This window comes from Sulfurimonas marina (assembly GCF_014905095.1).
GTDB lineage: Bacteria > Campylobacterota > Campylobacteria > Campylobacterales > Sulfurimonadaceae > Sulfurimonas > Sulfurimonas marina.
This window is the reverse complement of the sequence record NZ_CP041165.1, coordinates 1372762-1393071: the sequence shown is the minus strand read 5'-3', so window position 1 is coordinate 1393071 and position 20310 is coordinate 1372762. Positions and strand designations below refer to the sequence as shown.

20 protein-coding genes are annotated in these 20310 nt (G+C 36.6%); 9 read left to right on the top strand and 11 right to left on the bottom strand.

What is annotated here, in order from left to right:
* Window positions 1-2 precede the first annotated feature (2 nt).
* Window positions 3-1055, bottom strand: coding sequence for an RIP metalloprotease RseP (gene rseP / locus FJR03_RS07130; protein WP_193112839.1), 1053 nt, complete (start codon window positions 1053-1055; stop codon window positions 3-5).
* Window positions 1055-1606, bottom strand: coding sequence for a CDP-diacylglycerol--glycerol-3-phosphate 3-phosphatidyltransferase (gene pgsA / locus FJR03_RS07125; protein WP_193112838.1), 552 nt, complete (start codon window positions 1604-1606; stop codon window positions 1055-1057). Before pgsA ends, rseP begins: the two co-directional genes overlap by 1 nt.
* An 80-nt stretch (window positions 1607-1686) precedes the next feature.
* On the opposite strand from pgsA, the gene FJR03_RS07120 reads away from it, so the two are divergent.
* Genes FJR03_RS07120 through FJR03_RS07100 form a run of 5 tightly spaced genes read left to right on the top strand, consistent with a single transcriptional unit; the run spans window position 1687 to window position 5687 of the window.
* Window positions 1687-2313, top strand: coding sequence for a class I SAM-dependent methyltransferase (locus tag FJR03_RS07120; RefSeq protein ID WP_193112837.1), 627 nt, complete (start codon window positions 1687-1689; stop codon window positions 2311-2313).
* 30 nt (window positions 2314-2343) lie between these two features.
* Entirely contained in the window at window positions 2344-2616 is a 273-nt protein-coding gene (locus FJR03_RS07115; RefSeq protein WP_193112836.1) for a hypothetical protein, read from the top strand.
* 51 nt (window positions 2617-2667) lie between these two features.
* Window positions 2668-4047 carry a TonB-dependent receptor gene (locus FJR03_RS07110; RefSeq protein ID WP_193112835.1) on the top strand — a complete coding sequence of 460 codons (1380 nt, stop codon included), beginning with the start codon at window positions 2668-2670 and terminating at the stop codon, window positions 4045-4047.
* A gap of 9 nt (window positions 4048-4056) precedes the next feature.
* Window positions 4057-4938: a metal ABC transporter substrate-binding protein gene (locus FJR03_RS07105; protein ID WP_193112834.1), complete on the top strand. Its 882-nt coding sequence runs from the start codon at window positions 4057-4059 to the stop codon at window positions 4936-4938.
* On the top strand, window positions 4929-5687 hold the full coding sequence (locus FJR03_RS07100) for a metal ABC transporter permease (RefSeq protein ID WP_193112833.1): 759 nt from the start codon (window positions 4929-4931) through the stop codon (window positions 5685-5687). Before FJR03_RS07105 ends, FJR03_RS07100 begins: the two co-directional genes overlap by 10 nt.
* Before the next feature lie 24 nt (window positions 5688-5711).
* Here FJR03_RS07100 and FJR03_RS07095 read toward each other — a convergent pair whose 3' ends face one another.
* From FJR03_RS07095 to FJR03_RS07070, 6 genes are all read right to left on the bottom strand, one after another.
* Complete coding sequence (locus FJR03_RS07095) at window positions 5712-6488, bottom strand: enoyl-ACP reductase (protein WP_193112832.1); 777 nt, start codon at window positions 6486-6488, stop codon at window positions 5712-5714.
* A 2-nt stretch (window positions 6489-6490) separates the two neighbouring features.
* Window positions 6491-7384: a 4-hydroxy-tetrahydrodipicolinate synthase gene (gene dapA / locus FJR03_RS07090; RefSeq protein WP_193112831.1), complete on the bottom strand. Its 894-nt coding sequence runs from the start codon at window positions 7382-7384 to the stop codon at window positions 6491-6493.
* A 47-nt stretch (window positions 7385-7431) separates the two neighbouring features.
* The gene (locus tag FJR03_RS07085) at window positions 7432-8682 is read right to left on the bottom strand and encodes a M16 family metallopeptidase (RefSeq protein WP_193114779.1); all 1251 of its coding nucleotides are present in this window, start codon (window positions 8680-8682) and stop codon (window positions 7432-7434) included.
* Between the two features lie 104 nt (window positions 8683-8786).
* On the bottom strand, window positions 8787-9845 hold the full coding sequence (locus FJR03_RS07080; RefSeq protein WP_193112830.1) for a quinone-dependent dihydroorotate dehydrogenase: 1059 nt from the start codon (window positions 9843-9845) through the stop codon (window positions 8787-8789).
* Window positions 9846-9898: 53 nt separating this feature from the next.
* Window positions 9899-11896 carry a putative bifunctional diguanylate cyclase/phosphodiesterase gene (locus FJR03_RS07075; protein ID WP_193112829.1) on the bottom strand — a complete coding sequence of 666 codons (1998 nt, stop codon included), beginning with the start codon at window positions 11894-11896 and terminating at the stop codon, window positions 9899-9901.
* Entirely contained in the window at window positions 11893-12771 is an 879-nt protein-coding gene (locus tag FJR03_RS07070) for a substrate-binding domain-containing protein (RefSeq protein ID WP_193112828.1), read from the bottom strand. The genes FJR03_RS07075 and FJR03_RS07070 overlap by 4 nt, the downstream gene beginning before the upstream one ends.
* Before the next feature lie 102 nt (window positions 12772-12873).
* Here FJR03_RS07070 and FJR03_RS07065 point away from each other — a divergent pair, with 102 nt between their 5' ends.
* On the top strand, window positions 12874-13437 hold the full coding sequence (locus FJR03_RS07065) for a DJ-1 family glyoxalase III (protein WP_193112827.1): 564 nt from the start codon (window positions 12874-12876) through the stop codon (window positions 13435-13437).
* Between the two features lies 1 nt (window position 13438).
* A complete protein-coding gene (locus FJR03_RS07060) occupies window positions 13439-13975 on the top strand; it encodes a DUF4136 domain-containing protein (protein WP_193112826.1) in 537 nt (178 codons plus the stop codon).
* A gap of 10 nt (window positions 13976-13985) precedes the next feature.
* On the opposite strand, the gene FJR03_RS07055 is transcribed toward FJR03_RS07060, so the two are convergent.
* From FJR03_RS07055 to murJ, 3 genes are read right to left on the bottom strand one after another with little or no spacing between them, the layout of a single operon-like run.
* Window positions 13986-14891, bottom strand: coding sequence for a class I SAM-dependent methyltransferase (locus tag FJR03_RS07055; RefSeq protein ID WP_193112825.1), 906 nt, complete (start codon window positions 14889-14891; stop codon window positions 13986-13988).
* 2 nt (window positions 14892-14893) lie between these two features.
* Window positions 14894-16294 (bottom strand): cysteine--tRNA ligase, encoded by a 1401-nt coding sequence (gene cysS, locus FJR03_RS07050; protein WP_193112824.1) that lies wholly within the window; start codon window positions 16292-16294, stop codon window positions 14894-14896.
* 9 nt (window positions 16295-16303) lie between these two features.
* Window positions 16304-17710: a murein biosynthesis integral membrane protein MurJ gene (gene murJ / locus FJR03_RS07045; protein ID WP_193112823.1), complete on the bottom strand. Its 1407-nt coding sequence runs from the start codon at window positions 17708-17710 to the stop codon at window positions 16304-16306.
* Window positions 17711-17801: 91 nt separating this feature from the next.
* Here murJ and FJR03_RS07040 point away from each other — a divergent pair, with 91 nt between their 5' ends.
* Entirely contained in the window at window positions 17802-19709 is a 1908-nt protein-coding gene (locus FJR03_RS07040) for a flagellar assembly protein A (protein WP_193112822.1), read from the top strand.
* A gap of 18 nt (window positions 19710-19727) precedes the next feature.
* A complete protein-coding gene (gene ruvA, locus FJR03_RS07035; RefSeq protein ID WP_193112821.1) occupies window positions 19728-20306 on the top strand; it encodes a Holliday junction branch migration protein RuvA in 579 nt (192 codons plus the stop codon).
* The last annotated feature ends 4 nt before the right edge of the window (window positions 20307-20310 follow it).

Genomic DNA, 20310 nt, shown 5'->3' with positions numbered 1-20310 from the left:
TCCTAGTTTGCTAATCTGTTTATATCGTTATAAAGACCTAATCCCATAAGTCCAAAAAGTATCACCCATCCGGCAATAGTAAGGTTTATCATTACACGCTCACTCACTTCACGGCGGAAGATCATCTCATAGAGATTAAACATAATGTGTCCACCGTCAAGTGCCGGGATCGGAAGTAAGTTTAATACCCCTAAGTTTACCGAAATTAGTGCCGTAAAGAAAAAGAGACTAACCCAGCCAACCTCACTTGCATTTGAAGTAAGTTGTACAATGCTTATTACACCGCCGAGTTGATCAGCCGGAACCTCTCCGAAGATCAGCTTTTTTACCCCTGTGAAAATGACAGTACTAGCAAAAACAGTTTGATCATAAGCATATTCGAAAGTTCCGAAAAAGCTTAACTCTTTAGGGTGTGTAACACCAGCTGCAGAGATACCTATCATTTTTCTTTTTACGTTTTCACCGTACATGTTTTGTGTATCATTAAGCTCAGGTGTTAAAAGGATTTGGTGAAGATAGTTTTCACGTTTTACCTCTAATTGTAAGCTCCCTTTTGAGTCTGCGATAAGTTCAGCCATTTTATTCCAGCTGTTTATCTTCTCACCGTTAATTGAGATGATCTCATCTTTTTCTTGTAGTCCCGCTTTCATTGCCGGTGAGTCTTTTACAACTGTACCGATTACCGGTGAAAGCTCTTGCGGGCCGCTGAGACCGATCGCAAAGTAAAGTACAAACGCAAGAACAAAGTTTGCCAAAGGTCCTGCAAAGAGGATAAAGATCTTTTGCAGCGGTGTTTTTGAGTTGTAGCTGTCGGGATCGTACGATTTTTTAGAAGGGTCCATATCATCTTGACCTTTCATACGAACATAACCACCAAGAGGAATAAGAGCAATACTCCACTCAGTCCCCCATTTTTTGATAGTAGCTACACGTTTACCAAAACCGATGCTAAATACCTCTACATAAACACCCATTAAACGAGCGGCTGCGTAGTGGCCGAGTTCATGGAAGAAAATTAAAGCAGAAAGAACGAGTAGTGATACAAAGATACCCATTATATTTCATCTCCTAAAAGTGCTTTTCTAAAGCCCCAAATATATTCAAGTCCCGAATACACAGTTAAAAATACCGCGAACCATAAAAGCAGGTCACCGTAAGGCCAGTGCATAAGTAAAAAACCGATCGCAATCATCTGTGCTACCGTTTTTACTTTTCCTGCCCAACTTGCTTTTACGCTAAGACCTTCACTTACTGCAATCGTTCTAACACCGGTGATAAAAAGTTCACGAACAATGATGATATAGATAGCCCATCCTGAAGCACTTCCTTCGATCATAAGGCCTAAAAAGGCCGCAAGTGTCAGCATCTTGTCAGCTAATGGATCGAGGATCGCTCCGAGCATTGTCATCTGATTCCACTCTCTGGCGATATAGCCGTCAAAAAAGTCCGTAACACTTGCAAGAACAAACAGCAATGAGGCAAAATAGTAATTCCAAGTGATGTCGTAACCGTTATCCGTAAAGATCTGCGGGTTTAAAATTACCCAGAACATTAACGGTGCAAGTACTATTCTGATCGAGGCTAAAAAATTTGGTAGATTAAGCAAAAAATTCCTTCATTTATAAAAGTTAACGCGATTTTATCTTATGTATGCTTATCTATGGTTGATATGATACAATTAGCCTTATGAATCAAACATGCAGACTTTGTGGAACGCAAGCACAATTTTTCCATCAAGATAAACAAAAGTACTTTAGATGTCCAACGTGTAAAGCTATCTTCACTGAACAAGAAGACCTACCGAATGAAAGTAGTGAAAAAGAGCGTTATGAACTTCACGATACCGAGATAGATGAGGGATATAAAAAATTTGTCTCTCCGATTACCTCCCATGTTATCAAGGAGTTTTCAAAAGAGGACAAGGGGCTTGATTTTGGCTCGGGACGTTCACGTGTTATCTCTAAAGTGCTTGAAGAACACGGTTTTAGCATAGAGAGTTATGATCCTTTTTTCTCAAATAAACCGCAGCTTTTAGAGCAAAAATATCACTATATCACTTCATGTGAGGTGATTGAACATTTTTATGAACCGGGTAAAGAATTTGAACGTATAAAATCGATGTTACAAGAGGGTGGAAAACTTTATTTGATGACAGAACTTTATAACGATTCTATAGATTTTGCTTCGTGGTACTATAAAAATGACCCCACACATGTGTTTTTTTATACAAAGGAAACATTTGAATGGATTAAACAACATTACAAGTTTTCAAAGTTGATAATTGAAAAAAGATTAATTGTGTTTTCTAATTAAATCTTTAATAACTATCCATTATAATTCCAAATGCGAAATTTTTTATCAAAATATGTTGGAATTGTACTTTTCATAGCAACAATGATGGGTTCTTTTCACCATCATCATGACGCTCAGCAACACAATGACTGTCAAGTGTGTACTGTACAATCTACAATTTTTGATGCCGATACACCTGAAAAAAGTGTGTACTTATCTGAACTGGATATTTTTCATGAAGGTATCGTAACACCGCTTTTTTCTTTACATAGTAATCAACTTATCTCAAATGTAAATCCTCGCGCACCTCCAAAAATCTCTTAATATTCAACATATAAACAAACTATTATCGAAAAAAATATTAAGAGGATATTTATGTACAAAAAATTAACATATTTATCGCTATTTGCATCATTGTCATTATTTGCAAATAGTGAAATCGAGGATCTTAAACTTAGAATAGATTCTTTAGAAGCAATTATTCAACAACAACAGCAGCAACAAGAAGATACGAAAATTAGAAACTCTCTTATGGGAAGTTTAAACAGCTTTTCTCAAAGCAGTTATATGCCCGATCTATCATTGATTGTAGATACAAGTTATGTAAACCGCTCAATGAAAGATGAAGAGTTAACACACTTAGAGATCCCGGGAGTTGCACACGGTATTATGGGAAGCCATTCTCACGGTGAACACTCACATGCCCCGTATAATGCATCAAACGGTTTTAATCTTAACTATGCAGAAGTAGCAATGGAGAGTGTAGTAGACCCGTACTTTAGAACTATGGCTGTTTTCCACTTAACAGAAGATGGTTTTGAGATCGAAGAAGCTTACGGCGAGACTACATCTTTAGGGTACGGACTTAAAGCAAAAATCGGTAAATTCCGTTCAGACTTTGGACGTATTAACGAACAACACCAGCACGTTCAGGATTTTTCAGATATGCCTTTAGTATATATGGCTTTTCTTGGAGAACACGGGATCAATGATATCGGTGCGCAAGTGCAGTGGACATTGCCGACAGATACTTATGTAATGGTTGGAGTTGAAGCTCTTCAAGGGAAGAACCCTTCAATGTACGGTACAGATGCCATTATACCTGAAGGTGCTGAAGAAGTGGCAGTAGCATCTCCTTCACAACCCAACCTTTTAGTAGGGTATATCAAGAGTTCATTTGACCTCGGAAATACAACATTTCTTTACGGCGGTTCAATCGCATACGGAGACAGTCATATAAACCATTTAGACGATGAAGAGGGGCCACATGCATTTGTAGCTGATAGTTATCTATATGGTGTAGATCTTACTGTAAAACACTATTTTGATTCATACTCTTACCTTACATTTCAAGGGGAGTATCTTTATCGTGATATGGATGGAAGTAAGTATGAATATCCTACGGATGGTAACGGTACGATAACGGATTATACTACCTTTGATGTTACACCGACAGTAAAAAAACAAAGTGGTTACTATGCACAGCTGGTTTATGCTTACAACCAAAACTGGCGTGCAGGTTTTAGATATGATGCAATTAATAAAAATGAGATTAATGGACAGACTACATTGCCTCAAAATTTTGACAGATACTCTGCAATGATTGACTACACTACAAGCGAATTTGCAAGAATAAGACTACAATACAACCGTAACAATGCAATGTTTAATGAAGATGGTGAAAGACAACATATTGACACTGTAATTCTTCAACTTAATTTAGCGATCGGCGCACACGGCGCACACAACTTCTAGGAGCAGAGGATGAGAAAAATATTATTATTAACTTTATTGGCAAGCGTATCACTCTTTGCAAAGGTAAATGTTGTAACAACATATGCATACTTAGGTGAGATCGTAAAAGAGGTAGGTGGTGAGAATGTTAAAGTAGATGTATTGGCTGATCCTACGTTTGATCCACACTTTGTAGTACCAAAACCATCTCTTATTACAAAACTTCGCAAAGCTGATCTGCTTGTTGTAAACGGCGGGCAGCTAGAGATAGGTTGGTTGCCGCCACTTCTTCGCGGTGCACAAAACAGAGAGCTTAATGTCGGTGCAAAAGGGTTTTTAGATGTAAGTGGTGTTATTACAATGCTGAACAAACCTGCAGTAGTTTCTCGTGCTTTAGGAGATGTTCACCCAGATGGTAATCCTCACTTTGCACTTGACCCGCATAATGTAGGGATCATTGCAAAACTTATTAGTAGAAAACTTGCATTATTAGACAGCTCAAACAGTGTTGTTTATGAGCAAAATCTTGCAGCATTTTTAGCGGACTGGAATCAATATCTAAAAGAGTACGATGCAAAAATGGCAAAGTGTGAAGGGACGAAAGTTGTTCAGTATCACGACCTTTTTACATACTTTCTAAAAAGATATAAGTTTGATCTTTATGGAAATATTGAACCTCTTCCTGGGATCACTCCAAGTTCAAAAAATACACTAAAAACTATTAATCTTGTAAAAGAGAAAGAGGTAAAAACGATTCTTCAGGATGTATATCATGAGAAGAAAACTGCTAAATTTATAGCGGAAAAAACGGGTGCGGAAGTTGTAATTATCCCACACGATGTTGGTAGTGTTGAAGGGACTGATACACTTAAGAGTTTTTACAATACGATTGAAATGAGATTATGCAGATAATAGAGATTTTTTGGCCGGCATTTATGCTGGCTTTTTTACTTGTTTACATCCATGCTGTTTTCGGTGTAGAGATCATTCGCAGAGGTGTAATCTTTACAGACCTTGCGATCGGACAGATTGCAGCTATCGGGATGGCGTTGAGTGTTGCATTTTTAGATGGTGCATACCAAACACTACTAGTGTTAAGTTTCGCTATCTTTGCAGCACTTATCATTGCTTGGGCAAGTAAAAATATCAAGAATGTAGAAGCCTTTATAGGGCTTTTATATGCCCTTGGTATCTCTTCTATTATGATTATTCTTTCAAAAAGTGCTGAGGGGATGGAGATCTTCTCCAAACTCAGCGCTGCAGATATACTCTTTACATCACAAGAGGACTTTTACAAAAGTTTAGCACTCTATATACCAATCTCTATAGTTATGTTTATACTTTATCCTAAAATGAAAGGGTTTTTAAAAGAGATGACATTTTTTGTAATGCTTGCTTTGACTGTTACATCATCAGTACAGGTTGCAGGAGTTCTCGTTGTATTTGCTCTTTTAATTGCTCCGGCATATATAGGTTTAGTTCAAAACAGATTTTCCCCATTGGTTGTAGCCTGGTTTATGGGAACAGTTGCAATAATCGCTGCCATGATAGGTTCATACAGTTTTGATCTTCCTACGGGATACAGCATTATATTTGTTATGGTAATTGTTTCGTTGGGATTTGTAATGTTAAATGATAAAAAAGAGAAAGTAGAGGAGTAGAAGGTTATAAAACCTTACTACTTTTTATTGGAACGTAGTCCCACCATCGATGATAAGTGTATGACCTGTAATCCATCCAGCTTCATCGCTACATAAGAATTTACAAGCACCGCTTAAATCTTCCGGGAATCCCATTCTATTTAATGGACTTCTTCTTTCAGTTTCCGCACGTACTTCATCGTAGTTAGGGAAAGCTCTTAGTGCATCAGTATCGATTGGTCCACCGCTTACTGCATTTACACGAATGTTTTTATCACCAAGCTCAGCAGCAGCATATCTAACCATCGCTTCAACAGCAGCTTTATTCGCACCGTGACCTGCATAGTTTGGTGTATAGATTAAGTTACCAGTTGAACTCATAGAGATGATGCTTCCACCGCCAGCTTGCTCAATTCTTTTTGCAGCTTCTTGAGTTCCAACAACAAACGCATCTACCGTAGCAGTCCAGATGTTATTCAGACCTTTTGGTTTTAGTCTCATAAATGGACCGAAACCGCCAACAACAGCACGACCGGAAATGATGGCATTAGAGATAAAAAAGTTTAAAGAATCAAAATCTTGATCAAACTCTTTAAAAACATCTTTATAAGTTTCAGGCTCTAAGATGTTTAGCTTGTAGGCACGAGATTTTACACCGAATCTTGATTCAATATCAGCTACCATCTCATTTGCAGTATCTGCACTTGAAGCATATGTAAATGCAACATTTGCACCAGCTTCAGCAAACTTGTAAACGATTGCTTTACCGATACCGCGAGTACCACCACTAATAAAAAGAGTTTTACCTTTAAAATCTGCCATTCTTACATTCCTTTGATATCGTAATTTTTCATTACTTCTTCGATTTTTTTCATATTTTCAACACTTGGAGCAACAAGTGGAAGTCTGTACTCTAAAGTATCTAAAAGCCCAGCAATATACATAGCTGCTTTTACCGGAATAGGATTAGCTTCACAAAACATAACACTATTTAGAGGATATAGTTTATCATTTATTGCCTTAGCCCCAGCAAAATCACCGCTAAGAGCAAGTCTTACAAGCTCTGATTTTAGGTCAGGCATTAGGTTTGATGTTACAGATGTAATACCAGCCCCACCGTTTGCAAGAATTGGATAATCAATAGCATCATCACCTGAGAATACTTTAAAGTCAGGTCTTTGTGAAAGAAGAGCAGTTGTACGCTCTAAGCTTCCTGTTGCTTCTTTAATTCCGTAAATATTGTTAACATCGTCAAAAAGTCTGATTGCTGTTTCAGGTAGAATATCAACACCAGTACGTCCAGGAACGTTATATAACATAAAAGGAAGTTCAGGAACTGCCTCTGCAATCGCTTTATAGTGTTGGTATAGACCCTCTTGTGAAGGTTTGTTGTAGTAAGGACTTACTGAAAAGATAGCATCAACACCACATTTTTGTGCGTATTTTGCAGTTTCAATTGCTTCATGAGTAGCATTACTTCCTGCACCTGCAAGAACTTTTGTACCAGTACCTTTACAAACTTCTACAGCGATCTCTATACAACGAATATCTTCGTCATGTGTAAGAGTAGCACTCTCTCCGGTAGTACCTACCGGACAAACTGCATCCATACCGTTTTTGATTTGTCTTTTGATTAGATCAGCATATTTTTGCTCATCCAGTTTCCCATTTTTAAATGGTGTAATTAGTGCGGTTGAAGAACCAGTAACTATGTCCATATAATTTACCCTCTTTAAAATTATGTGCAATTATAGCTAAAAAAGTTTTACTTTTTCAGAATAACCGTTGTTGATTTGTTGAAATTAAAGTATTTATTTGCAATTTTTTGTACTTGCTTCGGTGTTATTTTATTTACAGCTTCCTCGTAGTTCATAAGCGGTGTTGTATCTCCGCGAACAAGGTAACTACCGTAAAGATTTGCAACGCTTGTTGCACTCTCAAGTGAATAGATAAAGTCAGATTTTGTATTGATCTTCACTTTTTCAAGCTCTTTTTTAGATACCTTTTCCTCTTTAAGAAGATTGATCTGTTTGATCAGCTCTTTTTCTACAGTTTTTGCTTTTACACCAGGGTTACAAGTAGCCATAAAGATAAACAGACCCGGATCTGTGTTTTCCATATTGTACGCATATACAGAGTTTACAAGACGTTGTTTATTCACAAGCTCTTTGTAAAGGCGTGAGCTTTTTCCCGAGTAAAGAATCTCAGAGATTACACTAAGTGTTACTTGATCTTCACTTTTAAAATCAGGAATATGGAAAGTGATAGCGATCATCTCCACTTCACTCTCTTTATGGATAGTAACTCTTTTAGCACCGTCTTGTTCAGGTTCTACAAATTTTACTTCAGGGATATCTGCACTGTTTTTGATCTCTCCGAAAGCTTTTTGTGCCTCATTAAACACTTTTTTAGGCTCAATATCACCTGTTACAACTAAAATGGCATTTTGCGGCTGGTAATATGTTTTGTGAAAATCTCTAATATCTTCGATCGTCCATGTACGGATGTCATTCATAAAGCCGATAGGTGTCCAGTGGTACGGATGGTATATATATGCATTGTTAAAGAGCTTGAAGTAAAGGTATCCCAGAGGATTGTTATCTGTTCTCCAACGACGCTCTTCTGTTACAACATCACGCTCAGGTTGGAACTCCTCATCTTTTAAAGTAAGGTTTTGCATCAGTTCAGCATAAAGCTCAATAGATTTTTTCATATTGTCTGAACTTGATTTGATGTAGTAGTGTGTATAGTCAAAGCTTGTAGAAGCGTTGTTCACCCCACCGATGCTTTTTACCTCTTTGTCAAACTCTCCCGCTTGAAGGTTCTTACTTGATTTGAAGTTCATATGCTCTAGCATATGAGCAATTCCAGTTTTACCCATAATCTCGTTACGGCTACCAACTTTATAAAAAATGTCTGTACTTACTACATTTGTGTCGTTTTCCATAGGAACAACTACAATCTGCAGCCCGTTTTCCAAGGTTTTTGTTTTATATGCCGGGAGTGTATCTCCCATTTTTACTGTTTTCATTCTACTCATATCACTCTCTTTGTCAGTTGTTACGTTGTTTGAAGAAAAAATTATAGTTGCCGATACTGCTAAAACAGCTAAGCTTTTGATCATTTTCTATCTGCTCCGATAGCTTCTGTAATGTTGTTATATCCGTCAGCTTTTAGCAGTTCAATAAGTCCTTTATTTATATTCATAATAAGATCCGGACCGTGGAAAATCATAGCACTGTATACTTGTACTAAAGATGCACCCGCTTTGATTCTTCTATATGCTTCTTCTGCAGAGTCTATCCCACCAACTGAGATAAGTGTAGTTTTACCATATAACTCTTTTGCTATTGCTTCAAAAATTTCGAAACTTTTTTGCTTTAAGACTGCACCGCTAAGTCCACCGATATCTTTAGGATTTTTTACCAGTGAATAATCGATTGTAGTATTTGTAGCGATGATACCGTCAGCACCTTTTTCAACTGCAAGTTTTGTAAGTGCCACAGCATCCTCTTTTGTCATATCTGGAGCAATTTTTAGTAAAATCGGCATATCTGTCAGTGCTTTAGCTTCTTTGAAAAGTTCAGTGATAAACTCTTCATTTTGCAGATCACGAAGACCCGGTGTGTTAGGTGAAGAGATATTAATTACAAAATAATCTCCAAGACCATTAAACGCTTTAATAAGATGTGTATAGTCACTTATTGCTTCATTTTCAGGAGTTACTTTGTTCTTCCCGATATTGATCCCGATAGGTGTAGAGAAAGGGTAACGCTCTTTTAATCTTTGAACCACTTTGTAAGCACCGTCATTATTAAATCCCATTGCATTTTGGATAGTTTCCTCTTCAACATGACGGAACATACGAGGTTTTGGATTACCCGGTTGTGGCTTTGGTGTTACGGTTCCAATTTCAGTAAAGCCGAATCCCAGTGTTTGAATACCTCTGATCATTGTAGCATTCTTATCAAAACCAGCCCCGAGACCTATCGGATTTAAAAAAGTTCTTCCAAAAAGTTCTTGGTTTAAGATCTCGTCATTGATAAAATGAGATTCTAAAAATGAGTTAAACGGCAGTTGCGAAATGTTTGGAAGTCTGAGTACAAATTCAGCTATATGGTGCGCATTTTCAGGCTGAAACTTAAAAAGATATGGTTTGATAGAATTGTAATTTAGCATAGTCATCCACTTATTGAAAATAAGAGAGATTATACTAAATTAAAGGTAATAGTTTAATTATAGTTTTTGTGAGAGAGGAAAAGTTTTTCAAATTCTTCACATTTTAGAGGTTTAGAACAATAGTATCCTTGGTAGATGTGACATCCGAGTTGTTCCAACATAGTAAGTTGAGCTTTGAGTTCAACACCCTCTGCAACTACCGTTAAATTCATGGTTTGTGCAATATCTATAATGATTTGAACGAACATTTTATCTTTTGGATCTTCTAAAATATCATCAATGAAGCTTTTGTCGATCTTGAGAAAATCAAACGGGATGTTTTTAAGATACGATAATGACGAATACCCGGTACCAAAATCATCAAGAGAGAGTGTAAGCCCCATCTCTTTAAGTTTGTGAATTTTAGGAAGATCGTTTTTAAAGTTGTTCATAAGTACAGACTCTGTAAGTTCGATAGAGAGTTTTTTATGGTCAATATCTTGAATACTTTTTTCTACACTGCTTAGGAAATCTTTATGATTAAGTTCCAATGCAGAAACATTGATCGAGAGTTTTAATTCAGACAAAGGGGTGTTTTCCCATTTTTTGAGTTGTGATGTAGCTTCTTTTAGAATCCATTGCCCAAGAGGAACTATTAAGTTGTTCTGTTCAGCAATAGGGATAAATTTATTTGGCGGAACCATCCCCTCAATAGGATCAATCATTCTAATAAGTGCTTCACATCCTATGATCTTCCCTGAGCTAATATCAATCTGGGGCTGGTAATGGAGCTCAAAACCATTGTTTTTTAGAGCAAGTTCAATCATACTTTTTATACGAAGTTTCTCTTTAAGCTCTTCATTAAGCTCATTTGTAAAAAAGCTGAAACTATTTTTTCCTAGAGCTTTTGATTTATACATCGCTATATCTGCATTTTTCAGTAAAGAGGTGGCATCATCACCATCTTTAGGGTAGATAACAACTCCCATACTTGAAGTTGTATTGTATGTAAACTCTTGGTGGCAAATAGGCATAAAAAGCTTTTTCTGGAGTTTTGAAAGGACTTCTACAATATTTGTTACATCTGTAATGTTTGGTAAGATAATGACAAATTCATCACCACCGAATCTTGAGATGATATCGTTACTTCTTAAAGAGGACTGGATCACTTCAGAGATCTCTTTTAAAACCATATCTCCAAACTCATGACCGTAAGAATCATTGATGTTTTTAAAGTCGTCCAAGTCAAGAAAGATAAGGGTAAAACCTTGGTTCGTTCTTTTTGACTGTGCGATAAGCCAGTTGATTTTTTCTATCAGACTTAAGCGGTTGTATAGTCCGCTTAGCGGGTCTTTAGTAGAGAGATCGTAGAGTTTTTGTTGTTCCTCTTTCATCCTTTTAAATGTCATTGTAAGAGAGTAGCGTATACTTTCTATCTCTTGAATGAAAAAATTTAACGGCGGATTTTCACTATAGTAAGCATAATGTTTCAGCTCTTTAAGTGGAGTGATTACAATAGCTTTAAGGCTAAACCATAAAAGGAGTAAAAATATAAACGTTAAGAAGGTAAATAATATTGTATATTTTTCTACCTGTTTTTTTAGAAGAGAATCTTTATAATCTTTATTTGTGTATATATAAGTATAGTAGTAATAAGGCCGCAGTCTATCGTGTAGTTTTACGGTAAAGTAGTAACACTCTTCAGAAAAGATATCGGAACTAAGTGTTTGAGATATCTGTACACATTTTGTATCTTCGTGAAATTTAGAATTCTCTCTGTCTGAAGAGTAGAGTAGTTTGTTATGGTTGTTGACAATATGTACATCTTTCATAATCTCGCTTGATGCTACATAGTTGTCTAAATTGGCAACGATATTATTAACATTATCGATTTTAATGTTTTTCTCAATGATATGTTTGAGATTGATCATATTTGTTTGAATATTTTCTTTTAATAAAGTGGCAATACCAGTTTTTGATTTTTGATAATATGCGTAAAAGGCAATTGACTGATATACGATTGCTGTAATAATAATAAGGGTAAAAAATAGTTTTATAGAGATGGTTTTCATTGAATTAAGATAGTTTCCTCATAGCCTAGTTTGTTGATCTTTTTTAGGAGTTCTTGTGAAGGATTTTTGTTGATCCATTTGATAGATTTTACAGCATCTACATACTCATCATAACTGATGTTTCCAAGATATTTTCCTATAAGCTTATGCGCTTTTTGAGGATTTTGTTCTATCTCTAAAATAGCACGGTCTATCTGTACTTTTAGTTGTTGCAGGCGTGCTTTGTCTGAATTGTATATTGCTTTTTTTGTACAGAGGGCGTCAATTACTACAAGAGAATTAATATCTTTAGTTGAGGCAACTTCCTCAAAACCTCTTTTTTCAAGCTCTGTATTATAAGGAGCATAGGTTACTACAACCATTGCATTTTTTTCATTATTTTCTAAATCTGAGATTTGCAGTTGGTCTTTATTTGTATAGATAAGTTGTTTATTTTCAAGGTGGTGTGTTTGGATAAAAGATTTTAAAAGTTCACTGTTGATAGAGTCAATTTCTAAATAGGCATAAATAGTTTCGGCATTATTGATCTCATCAATAGTTTTATTTGAGAGGATCATATCTCCTCCGTTTGATCTATCGATCAAAATAACAGGAACAACATCTTGTATCACTTCTTTGAGTGTAAGGTATTCATATTGTGTCGTAGTAACCAGATCGGCTTTACCCACTTCAAAAATTTCAGAAGCTTCAGCCAAAGAAACATTTGTGATAAGTTTAATTCCCAGTTTATCAAGTTCACCTGTCTCTTTTGCATAAAATAACGGCGAGTAACCTACCCATGAATTGGTTGCTATTCGTATTTCACGCTGCTTTTCAGAAGAACAAGCACTAAACAGTAATAAAGAAAATAGTATAAATAGAAACTGCTTTATCATAGGTATGAAGCCTTGTTATTTTTCGTAGGGAAATAATAACGATAAAGAGTTTAATTATGCTTTAAAATATTGTTTAGTAGTATTGAGAAAAAAGGATTTTAAATGAATAAAGTATTGGTTCCGCTAGCAAAAGGTTTTGAAGAGATAGAGGGTATTACGATTATAGATGTATTAAGACGTGCAGGAATAGACGTTTTAGTGGCATCTTTAGATGCAAACAAATTGGTAAAAGGTGCAAACGGTATTACTGTGCAAACTGATCTAGAAGTTAAAGATATAACTTCTGATGAGATTGATATGATCGTACTTCCCGGAGGTTGGGACGGTACTCATGCATTAGCCGATGATGTAAATGTACAAAGACTGCTTAAAGAGATGGATGCAAAAGGGAAAAATATAGCTGCTATTTGTGCAGCTCCGTTTGCCCTTAATAAAGCGGGAGTGTTAAAGCAAAACTATACATGTTATCCTTCAGTTGAGGAGCAGATAAGAACTGAGGGATATCAGGGTGAGCGTACAATGGTAGTTGAAGATGCCAATGTCCTTACATCCCGCGGACCTGCTACGGCTATCTGTTTTGCTTTAGAGATCGTAAAGAAGCTCAAAGGTGAGGAAAAATATGAGATGCTTAAAGGCGGGCTTTTAGCGACTTACTGCGGAGAATAAAATGAGATGGTTGGTTGGAGTATCTTTAATATTTTTACTTGTTGGTTGTTCTACGGTTGAAGTGAATGTCGATTATGACCAAAAATTTGACTTTTTAAGTGTTTCTAACTTTAGTATTGAGCATAAGGCAAAAGAGGGTGAAAGCTCTTTGGTAAACGACAGAATAGTTAATGCTATAACAAAACAACTCAAGTTAAAAGGGTATAAAAATGCTGTAACGCCAAATGGACTGATTTTTCATTTTTACTACAGTGCAAAAGAGAAAACCGACTATAGAACAAGCTATGGATTAGCAAGCGGTTTTGGACGAGTAGGATGGGGTGGCGGAGTGATACTCTCAACAACTGATACATATAACTACACTGAAGGAACCTTGGTAATTGATGCACGTAATCCTAAAACAGATAAAATTGTGTGGAGAGGGATAGGGGTTTTAGAACTTAAAGAGCAAAAAACACCGCAAGAAAAGACAGAGTATATCAATAAAATCGTAGCTAAGATTTTAGAAAAATACCCTTCAAAAACATTAAAAGAGTAGGGAGGATTTCCTACTCTCTAATAAAGACAAGATTTTTTAAACTTCTTGCTTCATCTGCACTTTTAAACTCTTCAAGATTATCAAGTCGTTTTACAAATTTAAAGCTCGGTGCATGTCTTTTAATCATGTTGATAATAAATTCACTCTCTAAATCTGGTGAATTTAAACAAGATAATAAGATACAGTTTTCAGAAGCCAGTTGAGGTAATTTTATGATCAGTTTTTCATAATCTTTGGTTGCTTCAAAACTTCCGCGTTGAAAGCTTGGTGGATCGATGATGATAAGATCATACGGCCCTTTGCGTTTAAGCGATGCAAACGATTTTAGAATATTGTAAGGGAGAAAACTTACCCCTTTTGGATCGAGGTTGTTGATCGAGTGATTTGCCATTCCTACTTTGAGTGCACCTTTACTCATATCGACATTGACTACACTTTTTGCTCCACCGAATTTAGCAGCTACTGAAAAGGCACATGTGTATGAAAAGAGGTTTAAAACATGTTTGTCTTTTGCATTCTCTCTTACAAACTCACGTCCGTTTTTCATATCGGGAAAGTAGTAGTTGTTTTTGTTCGAGAGAAGATTAAGTTTTAACTTCATACCGTTTTCCATGATCGTGAGATCATCCGGAATTTCACCCATTAAAACTTCACTTGGAGCCCCTTGAAGGTAACGGCGCTGTACAACTAGGGTTGTATAGCCTGATGTCTCTACAAAACTTTTTAACATTTCGATCAGCTCTGCTTCATTATCCTCTTGGAAATAGAGTGCTACACTTAAAATATCTTTGTTAATATTATCTATCGTGAGGTGTTTTAAACCCTCGTAAAGTCCGCCTCGACCATGAAAAAGGCGTTGAAATTCATCTGTAGCGCTTTGTGCTTTTAAATGTTGTTGTAGTTCAGAAATAGTCATAATTACACTTTTTCCCAGAAAGTTCCTGCTGGTGTGTCCATTAGCTGTACACCGAAAGCTAAAATATCATCACGTAGTGAGTCTGAGAGTTCAAAGTTTTTCTCTTTTTTTGCTTCATTTCTTTGCTCGATCAAGCTGTCAATCTTCTCTTTAGTCTCTGCATCTATTCCGAACTGGAAATACTCAAACGGATTTTTTACGCCAAATCCCAGTACTTTTTCGATGTAAGCAAGGTTTGCCATAGTCTCACGTTTAAGTACTTTGTGTTTTCCTGCAGTGTCTAGTGTTTCATTCGCGTGAGCTGTCATCTCATCTATTAAAGAGAGTGCTTTAGAGATGTTTAGATCATCGCTAAGTGCCTCTAATAAATCTTTTTGAAACTGAGTTTGTTCATCTGATTCGGCAAGTCCGAAAAGGCGTTTTTTCAAACGATAAAGCTTATCGAGTCTTTTTTTACTTGCTTCGAGATCTTCAGTGTTAAAGTTGAAGTTTGAGCGGTAGTGTGTGCTTAAAAGATAGAAACGAAGAACCTCTCCGTCGTACTCTTTAAGGGCATCTTTTAGGAAAAAACTGTTGCCCAAAGATTTAGACATCTTCTCACCTTCAATGTTTACAAAGCCGTTGTGGATCCAGTATTTCGCCAAGTTGTGATCACTTGAACAACGAGTTTGTGCCGCTTCATTTTCGTGGTGTGGAAAAAGAAGATCTGCCCCGCCGCCGTGGATGTCGATCGCATATGGAGTATCTTTATACGCTAGATGCTCTTCGATCATTGCCGAACACTCTAAGTGCCATCCAGGACGCCCTGCACCAAACGGGCTTTCAAACGTCACACTACCGTCTTTTACAGACTTCCATAGTGCAAAATCAGCTGGATTTTTCTTGAAACCTGAAGACTCTACGCGGTTTTGTTTATCCTCCTCATCTTGAACGCGGTTAGAGAGTGAAAGGTATTCACCATCGCTTGCAGTATCGAAATATACATCGCCGTCTTCAGTTTTATAAGCGTGTCCGGAATCTATCAGCTTTTGGATCATTGCAAACATCGCTTGGAGATTCTCAGTCGCTTTTGGCTCTAAGTCGGGACGTTTTACACCGAGCAAGTCCATCTCTTTATGAAACGCTTCAGTGTAAAAGTCTGTAATTGTTTTAATATCTTGTTTTTGTTCAATAGCTTTTTTGATGATCTTATCGTCTATATCTGTAATGTTTCTCGCATACGTCACATCAAGATCGTTTGCTCTTAGAACTCGTGTTAAGAGATCAAAAACAAGGGCTGATTTTGCATGACCTAAATGGGCATCATCATACACTGTAGGACCACACACATAAAGTGTAACCTTACCAGGGACTAAAGGTTCAAACGGAAGTTTTGTTTTTTTGACGGAATCAAATAAATGCAAGTGTTTCCTTTACATATAAGCTTGAATAAAATTTTTAAATATCAATAATAAAAATACAAAAATAGTAGAGCTTATTAGAAGATATATCAGGTTTTTTGAGCGAATTATATCGAAAAAGTTTTTAAGCCCAAAAACTCGCACGGTCAGTGTAAAACTTACAAACCCGCCCATCGTACTAGCGAGTGCCAAACCACCTACACCTAAAGGTTGTATAAGTGCCAAAGCAAAAACAATATAAGTGAGCAGTGAAGCTGTCGCAATTTTGGCGGCACTAAGCTGCATCTGTTTTGCATAGAGCCACAGCACAAGCAGTTTTTGAAGACCGAAAGGGATGAGGCCTATAAGGTACATCATAAGTACAAGTGAAGTGTTTTTTGTATCGTTTGCATCAAAGGCACCGTGTTCAAACAAGAGCCATGTAATCTCATGGGAGAGTATCACTCCTCCAATAGTACTGAAAGTTAAAAGATAGGCTAAAAACCAAAACGCTTTTTTTAGGTTAGCCAGAGCTTTTAGTTCATTATTGTTCTTTAAGTAACGTGCAACACTTGGAAAAAGTGCTATTGAAGTTGCAATGGCAAAAAGAGCTAGAGGGAGTTGAAATATACGGTTTGCATAGTAAAGATATGAGATACTTCCCGTAAGTAAAAAAGAGGCTAAAAAAGTATCTAAAAATGCTGAAACCTGGGCGGTTGAATTTCCCCACATCGCAGGAAAAAACTCACGTTTAAATTTTGAAGTGTCTTTTTTAATAAGTTTGCTTTTTAACCGGAGGTGTTTAAAACCCCCAAAGAGGATCTTTGAAAGACCCAGTTGTCTGATCGCAATAAGATGTACTATCAGCTGTAAGATTCCGCCGATTACAACCCCATAGCTTAGATAGTAAACGATTTCAGGGGAGCTTTTTTCTTGTGCTAAAAGAAGTGCAACAATCAAAGAGATATTTAATAGTGATGTTGCAAACGCGGTAGTTGCAAAGTGGTTTTTATACTGAAGCATTCCGCTTAAAAAAGTCATGGCAAATATAAGTGGCAAATACCAAAAGTTGATCGCTACATAAGGGGATGCAATCTCAATGGTTTCACTTGAAAAACCCACAGCTATCGCTTTGGTAAATAGTGCAGGTAAAAGGTTTACTAATAATGTAAGTATTAAAATTATTGATATAAAAAGAAGAAAAATATTTGCAGAAAAAACCGCTTTTTTTGAAGTGCTTGCAAATGCGGGGATAAATACTTGTGTAAAAGCACCTTCGGCAAAGATACGGCGGAAGAGATTGGGGAGTTTAAAGGCGATAAAAAAGATATCGCTGTATATACTTGCCCCTAATGTTGAAGCAGTTAAAAGATCTCTGATAAACCCTAAAATTCTTGAGAATAATATTCCAAAACTATTGGTGAAAATTGCTTTAAACAAGGTACTTCTTTGTATTTTTACATAATTTTAACAAATTTTTGGTTAAAATGAACCCCTTTAAAATTTAAAATCTATTTGGGATGGTTGAAGTATGGCGTTATTTGGGTCTAAAAAAAAGCAGCAATCTGTCAAGAAAGTTCGTCCGACAGTAATAAGAACTCAAAATGTCGCAAAAGAGATATTTAATCTTGCCAAATCTTACGACGCAGATCCCGAAAAATTAGATTTTAACATTCTTGGAGTCCAAACCTATACGAGAGTAGCTGCCGAAGGCCAAGATATAGAATGGGAAGAGGTTGCTCCGGGTGGACTTCATGAACTAGATAACGACTCAACACTGCTAAACCCTGAATTTCAAATAAAGCAAACTTACGAGATTGAAGTTTTTTCAAGAGATAAAAATATTGAAGATATATGCAGTGAGTTCAAGGCTGCCGTAGGTGCAAATGCTACGAAGTGTAAAGTTTACTTGAGTATCTCTGAAGGCTCAAAACTAACATATGTTGAGAACCTTGAACATATTTTAAAAACATTGATTGATAAAAAGAAGATTCGTGCAGGTATTTTGATCGGTATTTTTGATGAGATGGTAGACGATCTGGTCTCTAAGCTCTCAGCTTCTGCAAGAATCAACGGCGTATTGGAATTTCCAAAGAGGGAGACACATCTGATCGCAGAAGGGTTTGAACCCACTGCGACAATAAATGATGCTTTAATACTTCACTATGAAAATCATAACGAAGTAGATGATAATGCAAAAGTAGATTACGCTTCAAGAGGGTTTATTCAAAGTGTTAAAGAGGGTGAACTCCTTATAGAGTATCAAAAACCGAAAAACGGAAAATACGGGAGAAACTGTCGCGGTGAGTTTATGCATCCTGCGGAACCTGTAGTCTCAAATGAACCCACTTTTAATGTTGAAGATACGATCAAGGTGGTTGAAACAGCGGAGTCTATAAAATATATAGCAAAAGAGAACGGATATATCGCACTTGAAGATAATAAATATATTATCAAGCAAGATGTTGACGTTTCAGAGATTAGTTTTAAAACAACGGGTTCTATCTCAAGCGGAGTTGACTCTGATGTTAATATCTCGGTTAAAGAGAGTGATGCGATCAAAGATGCCATCGGTACGGGTATGGTTGTAGAGGTATCAGAGATAGACATCGACGGAAATGTCGGCTCAAACGCAAAGGTTATAGCCAAGCGCGCAACAGTCGGCGGACAAACACACCAATCGGCATTGGTATCAGCTGATGATTTGGATATCAATGTACATAAAGGGCGTGCTGAAGGGAAAAAGATCCATATCACACGTTTGGAACATGGTTATGTAAAGGGTGATGATATAGAAGTCGCACAAGCATTAGGCGGTAATATATTCGGTAAAAATATTGTACTGGATGTGTGTACGTCACATGTAAAAGCAACGGCTACGAAACTTATTGAGATAAAAAAACTTCACGGAAGCGAGAACACTTTTACAATCGATCCAAAACTTAGTGACGATGTGCAAAAAGATCTCAAAAATAATGAAGATACAATCAAAGAGCTTGAAGTTGAGATACGTGAGCTGAAAAAAGAGGTTGAAAAATATACCAAGCTTGTAAAAGAGGGGACACCTGCATTTTTAGATATTAAAAAAAGACTTGTCCATTACAAGAAAAACGGTGTGAAAATGCCTGAGGCGTTTGTAAAAAAATATAAACAGTTTCAAGCAATGCAAGAACAGCTCAAAAGTTTGGAAGAGAAACTGGTTAAACAGCAGGACCATTTAAATCTGCTCGGCTCAAAAGTCTCCAGTTTTCAAGATAATATTTTCGATGCCAGAATTATTAACAGAGGGGAGTGGATAGGGTATAACGAGATCAAGTTTAAACTTGTTGAACCCCCTATAGAACTAGTGTACAAACCTACTGAGGGCTCAGAGGAGAAAATCTTCGGACTTAAAGAATTAGAAAGCGGCGAATATGTTATTCGCGCACTTATAGACTAAAAAGGAAAATATTTTTTAATGATAGTTGGATTACAAGGGAATGTTGTTTATAAAGAACCTAGTTTTGTACATATAGATGTAAACGGTGTAGTGTATGAGGTGTTTATATCACTTCAGACATTTTCTGCACTACCAAAAGAAAAAGTATCAATTTTTACAATGCAGATATTTCGTGAAGATGCACAGCTACTATTTGGCTTTTTAGATATAGCTGAAAAGAAGATGTTTGAAAGACTTATAAAAATTAACGGTGTAGGGCCGAAGGTAGCTATGGCAATATGTTCTACATATACACCTTCTCAGTTTGCAGTCGTGATCAATAATAACGATATTAACGGTGTAAAAAAAGTACCTGGAATCGGACCGAAGAGTGCAGGGCGTATCTTAGTGGAACTAAATGGCTTTGATACTGAACTCTTACAACAAACTCAGAGTCATGCTGAGGGCTCTAATACACAAGCATATGCACAGGCAAGTGAAGCACTGGAAGCTTTAGGATTTAAAAAAGATAAGATCTCCAAAGCACTCTCTTCACTCGAAGGCAATGATACTGCTGACCTTGTAAAAGGTGCTTTAAAACTATTACAAACAATTTGATAAA

Excerpts from the sequence above, each read along its gene's own strand:
- FJR03_RS07055 (WP_193112825.1), bottom strand. The coding sequence starts at position 14,891 with ATGACTATTTCTGAACTACAACAACATTTAAAAGCACAAAGCGCTACA.
- FJR03_RS07095 (WP_193112832.1), bottom strand. The coding sequence starts at position 6,488 with ATGGCAGATTTTAAAGGTAAAACTCTTTTTATTAGTGGTGGTACTCGC.
- FJR03_RS07115 (WP_193112836.1), top strand. The coding sequence starts at position 2,344 with ATGCGAAATTTTTTATCAAAATATGTTGGAATTGTACTTTTCATAGCA.
- FJR03_RS07040 (WP_193112822.1), top strand. The coding sequence starts at position 17,802 with ATGGCGTTATTTGGGTCTAAAAAAAAGCAGCAATCTGTCAAGAAAGTT.
- rseP (WP_193112839.1), bottom strand. The coding sequence starts at position 1,055 with ATGGGTATCTTTGTATCACTACTCGTTCTTTCTGCTTTAATTTTCTTC.
- FJR03_RS07060 (WP_193112826.1), top strand. The coding sequence starts at position 13,439 with ATGAGATGGTTGGTTGGAGTATCTTTAATATTTTTACTTGTTGGTTGT.
- FJR03_RS07100 (WP_193112833.1), top strand. The coding sequence starts at position 4,929 with ATGCAGATAATAGAGATTTTTTGGCCGGCATTTATGCTGGCTTTTTTA.
- FJR03_RS07080 (WP_193112830.1), bottom strand. The coding sequence starts at position 9,845 with ATGCTAAATTACAATTCTATCAAACCATATCTTTTTAAGTTTCAGCCT.
- FJR03_RS07070 (WP_193112828.1), bottom strand. The coding sequence starts at position 12,771 with ATGATAAAGCAGTTTCTATTTATACTATTTTCTTTATTACTGTTTAGT.
- FJR03_RS07075 (WP_193112829.1), bottom strand. The coding sequence starts at position 11,896 with ATGAAAACCATCTCTATAAAACTATTTTTTACCCTTATTATTATTACA.
- FJR03_RS07110 (WP_193112835.1), top strand. The coding sequence starts at position 2,668 with ATGTACAAAAAATTAACATATTTATCGCTATTTGCATCATTGTCATTA.
- dapA (WP_193112831.1), bottom strand. The coding sequence starts at position 7,384 with ATGGACATAGTTACTGGTTCTTCAACCGCACTAATTACACCATTTAAA.
- ruvA (WP_193112821.1), top strand. The coding sequence starts at position 19,728 with ATGATAGTTGGATTACAAGGGAATGTTGTTTATAAAGAACCTAGTTTT.
- FJR03_RS07120 (WP_193112837.1), top strand. The coding sequence starts at position 1,687 with ATGAATCAAACATGCAGACTTTGTGGAACGCAAGCACAATTTTTCCAT.
- FJR03_RS07105 (WP_193112834.1), top strand. The coding sequence starts at position 4,057 with ATGAGAAAAATATTATTATTAACTTTATTGGCAAGCGTATCACTCTTT.
- FJR03_RS07065 (WP_193112827.1), top strand. The coding sequence starts at position 12,874 with ATGAATAAAGTATTGGTTCCGCTAGCAAAAGGTTTTGAAGAGATAGAG.
- FJR03_RS07085 (WP_193114779.1), bottom strand. The coding sequence starts at position 8,682 with ATGGGAGATACACTCCCGGCATATAAAACAAAAACCTTGGAAAACGGG.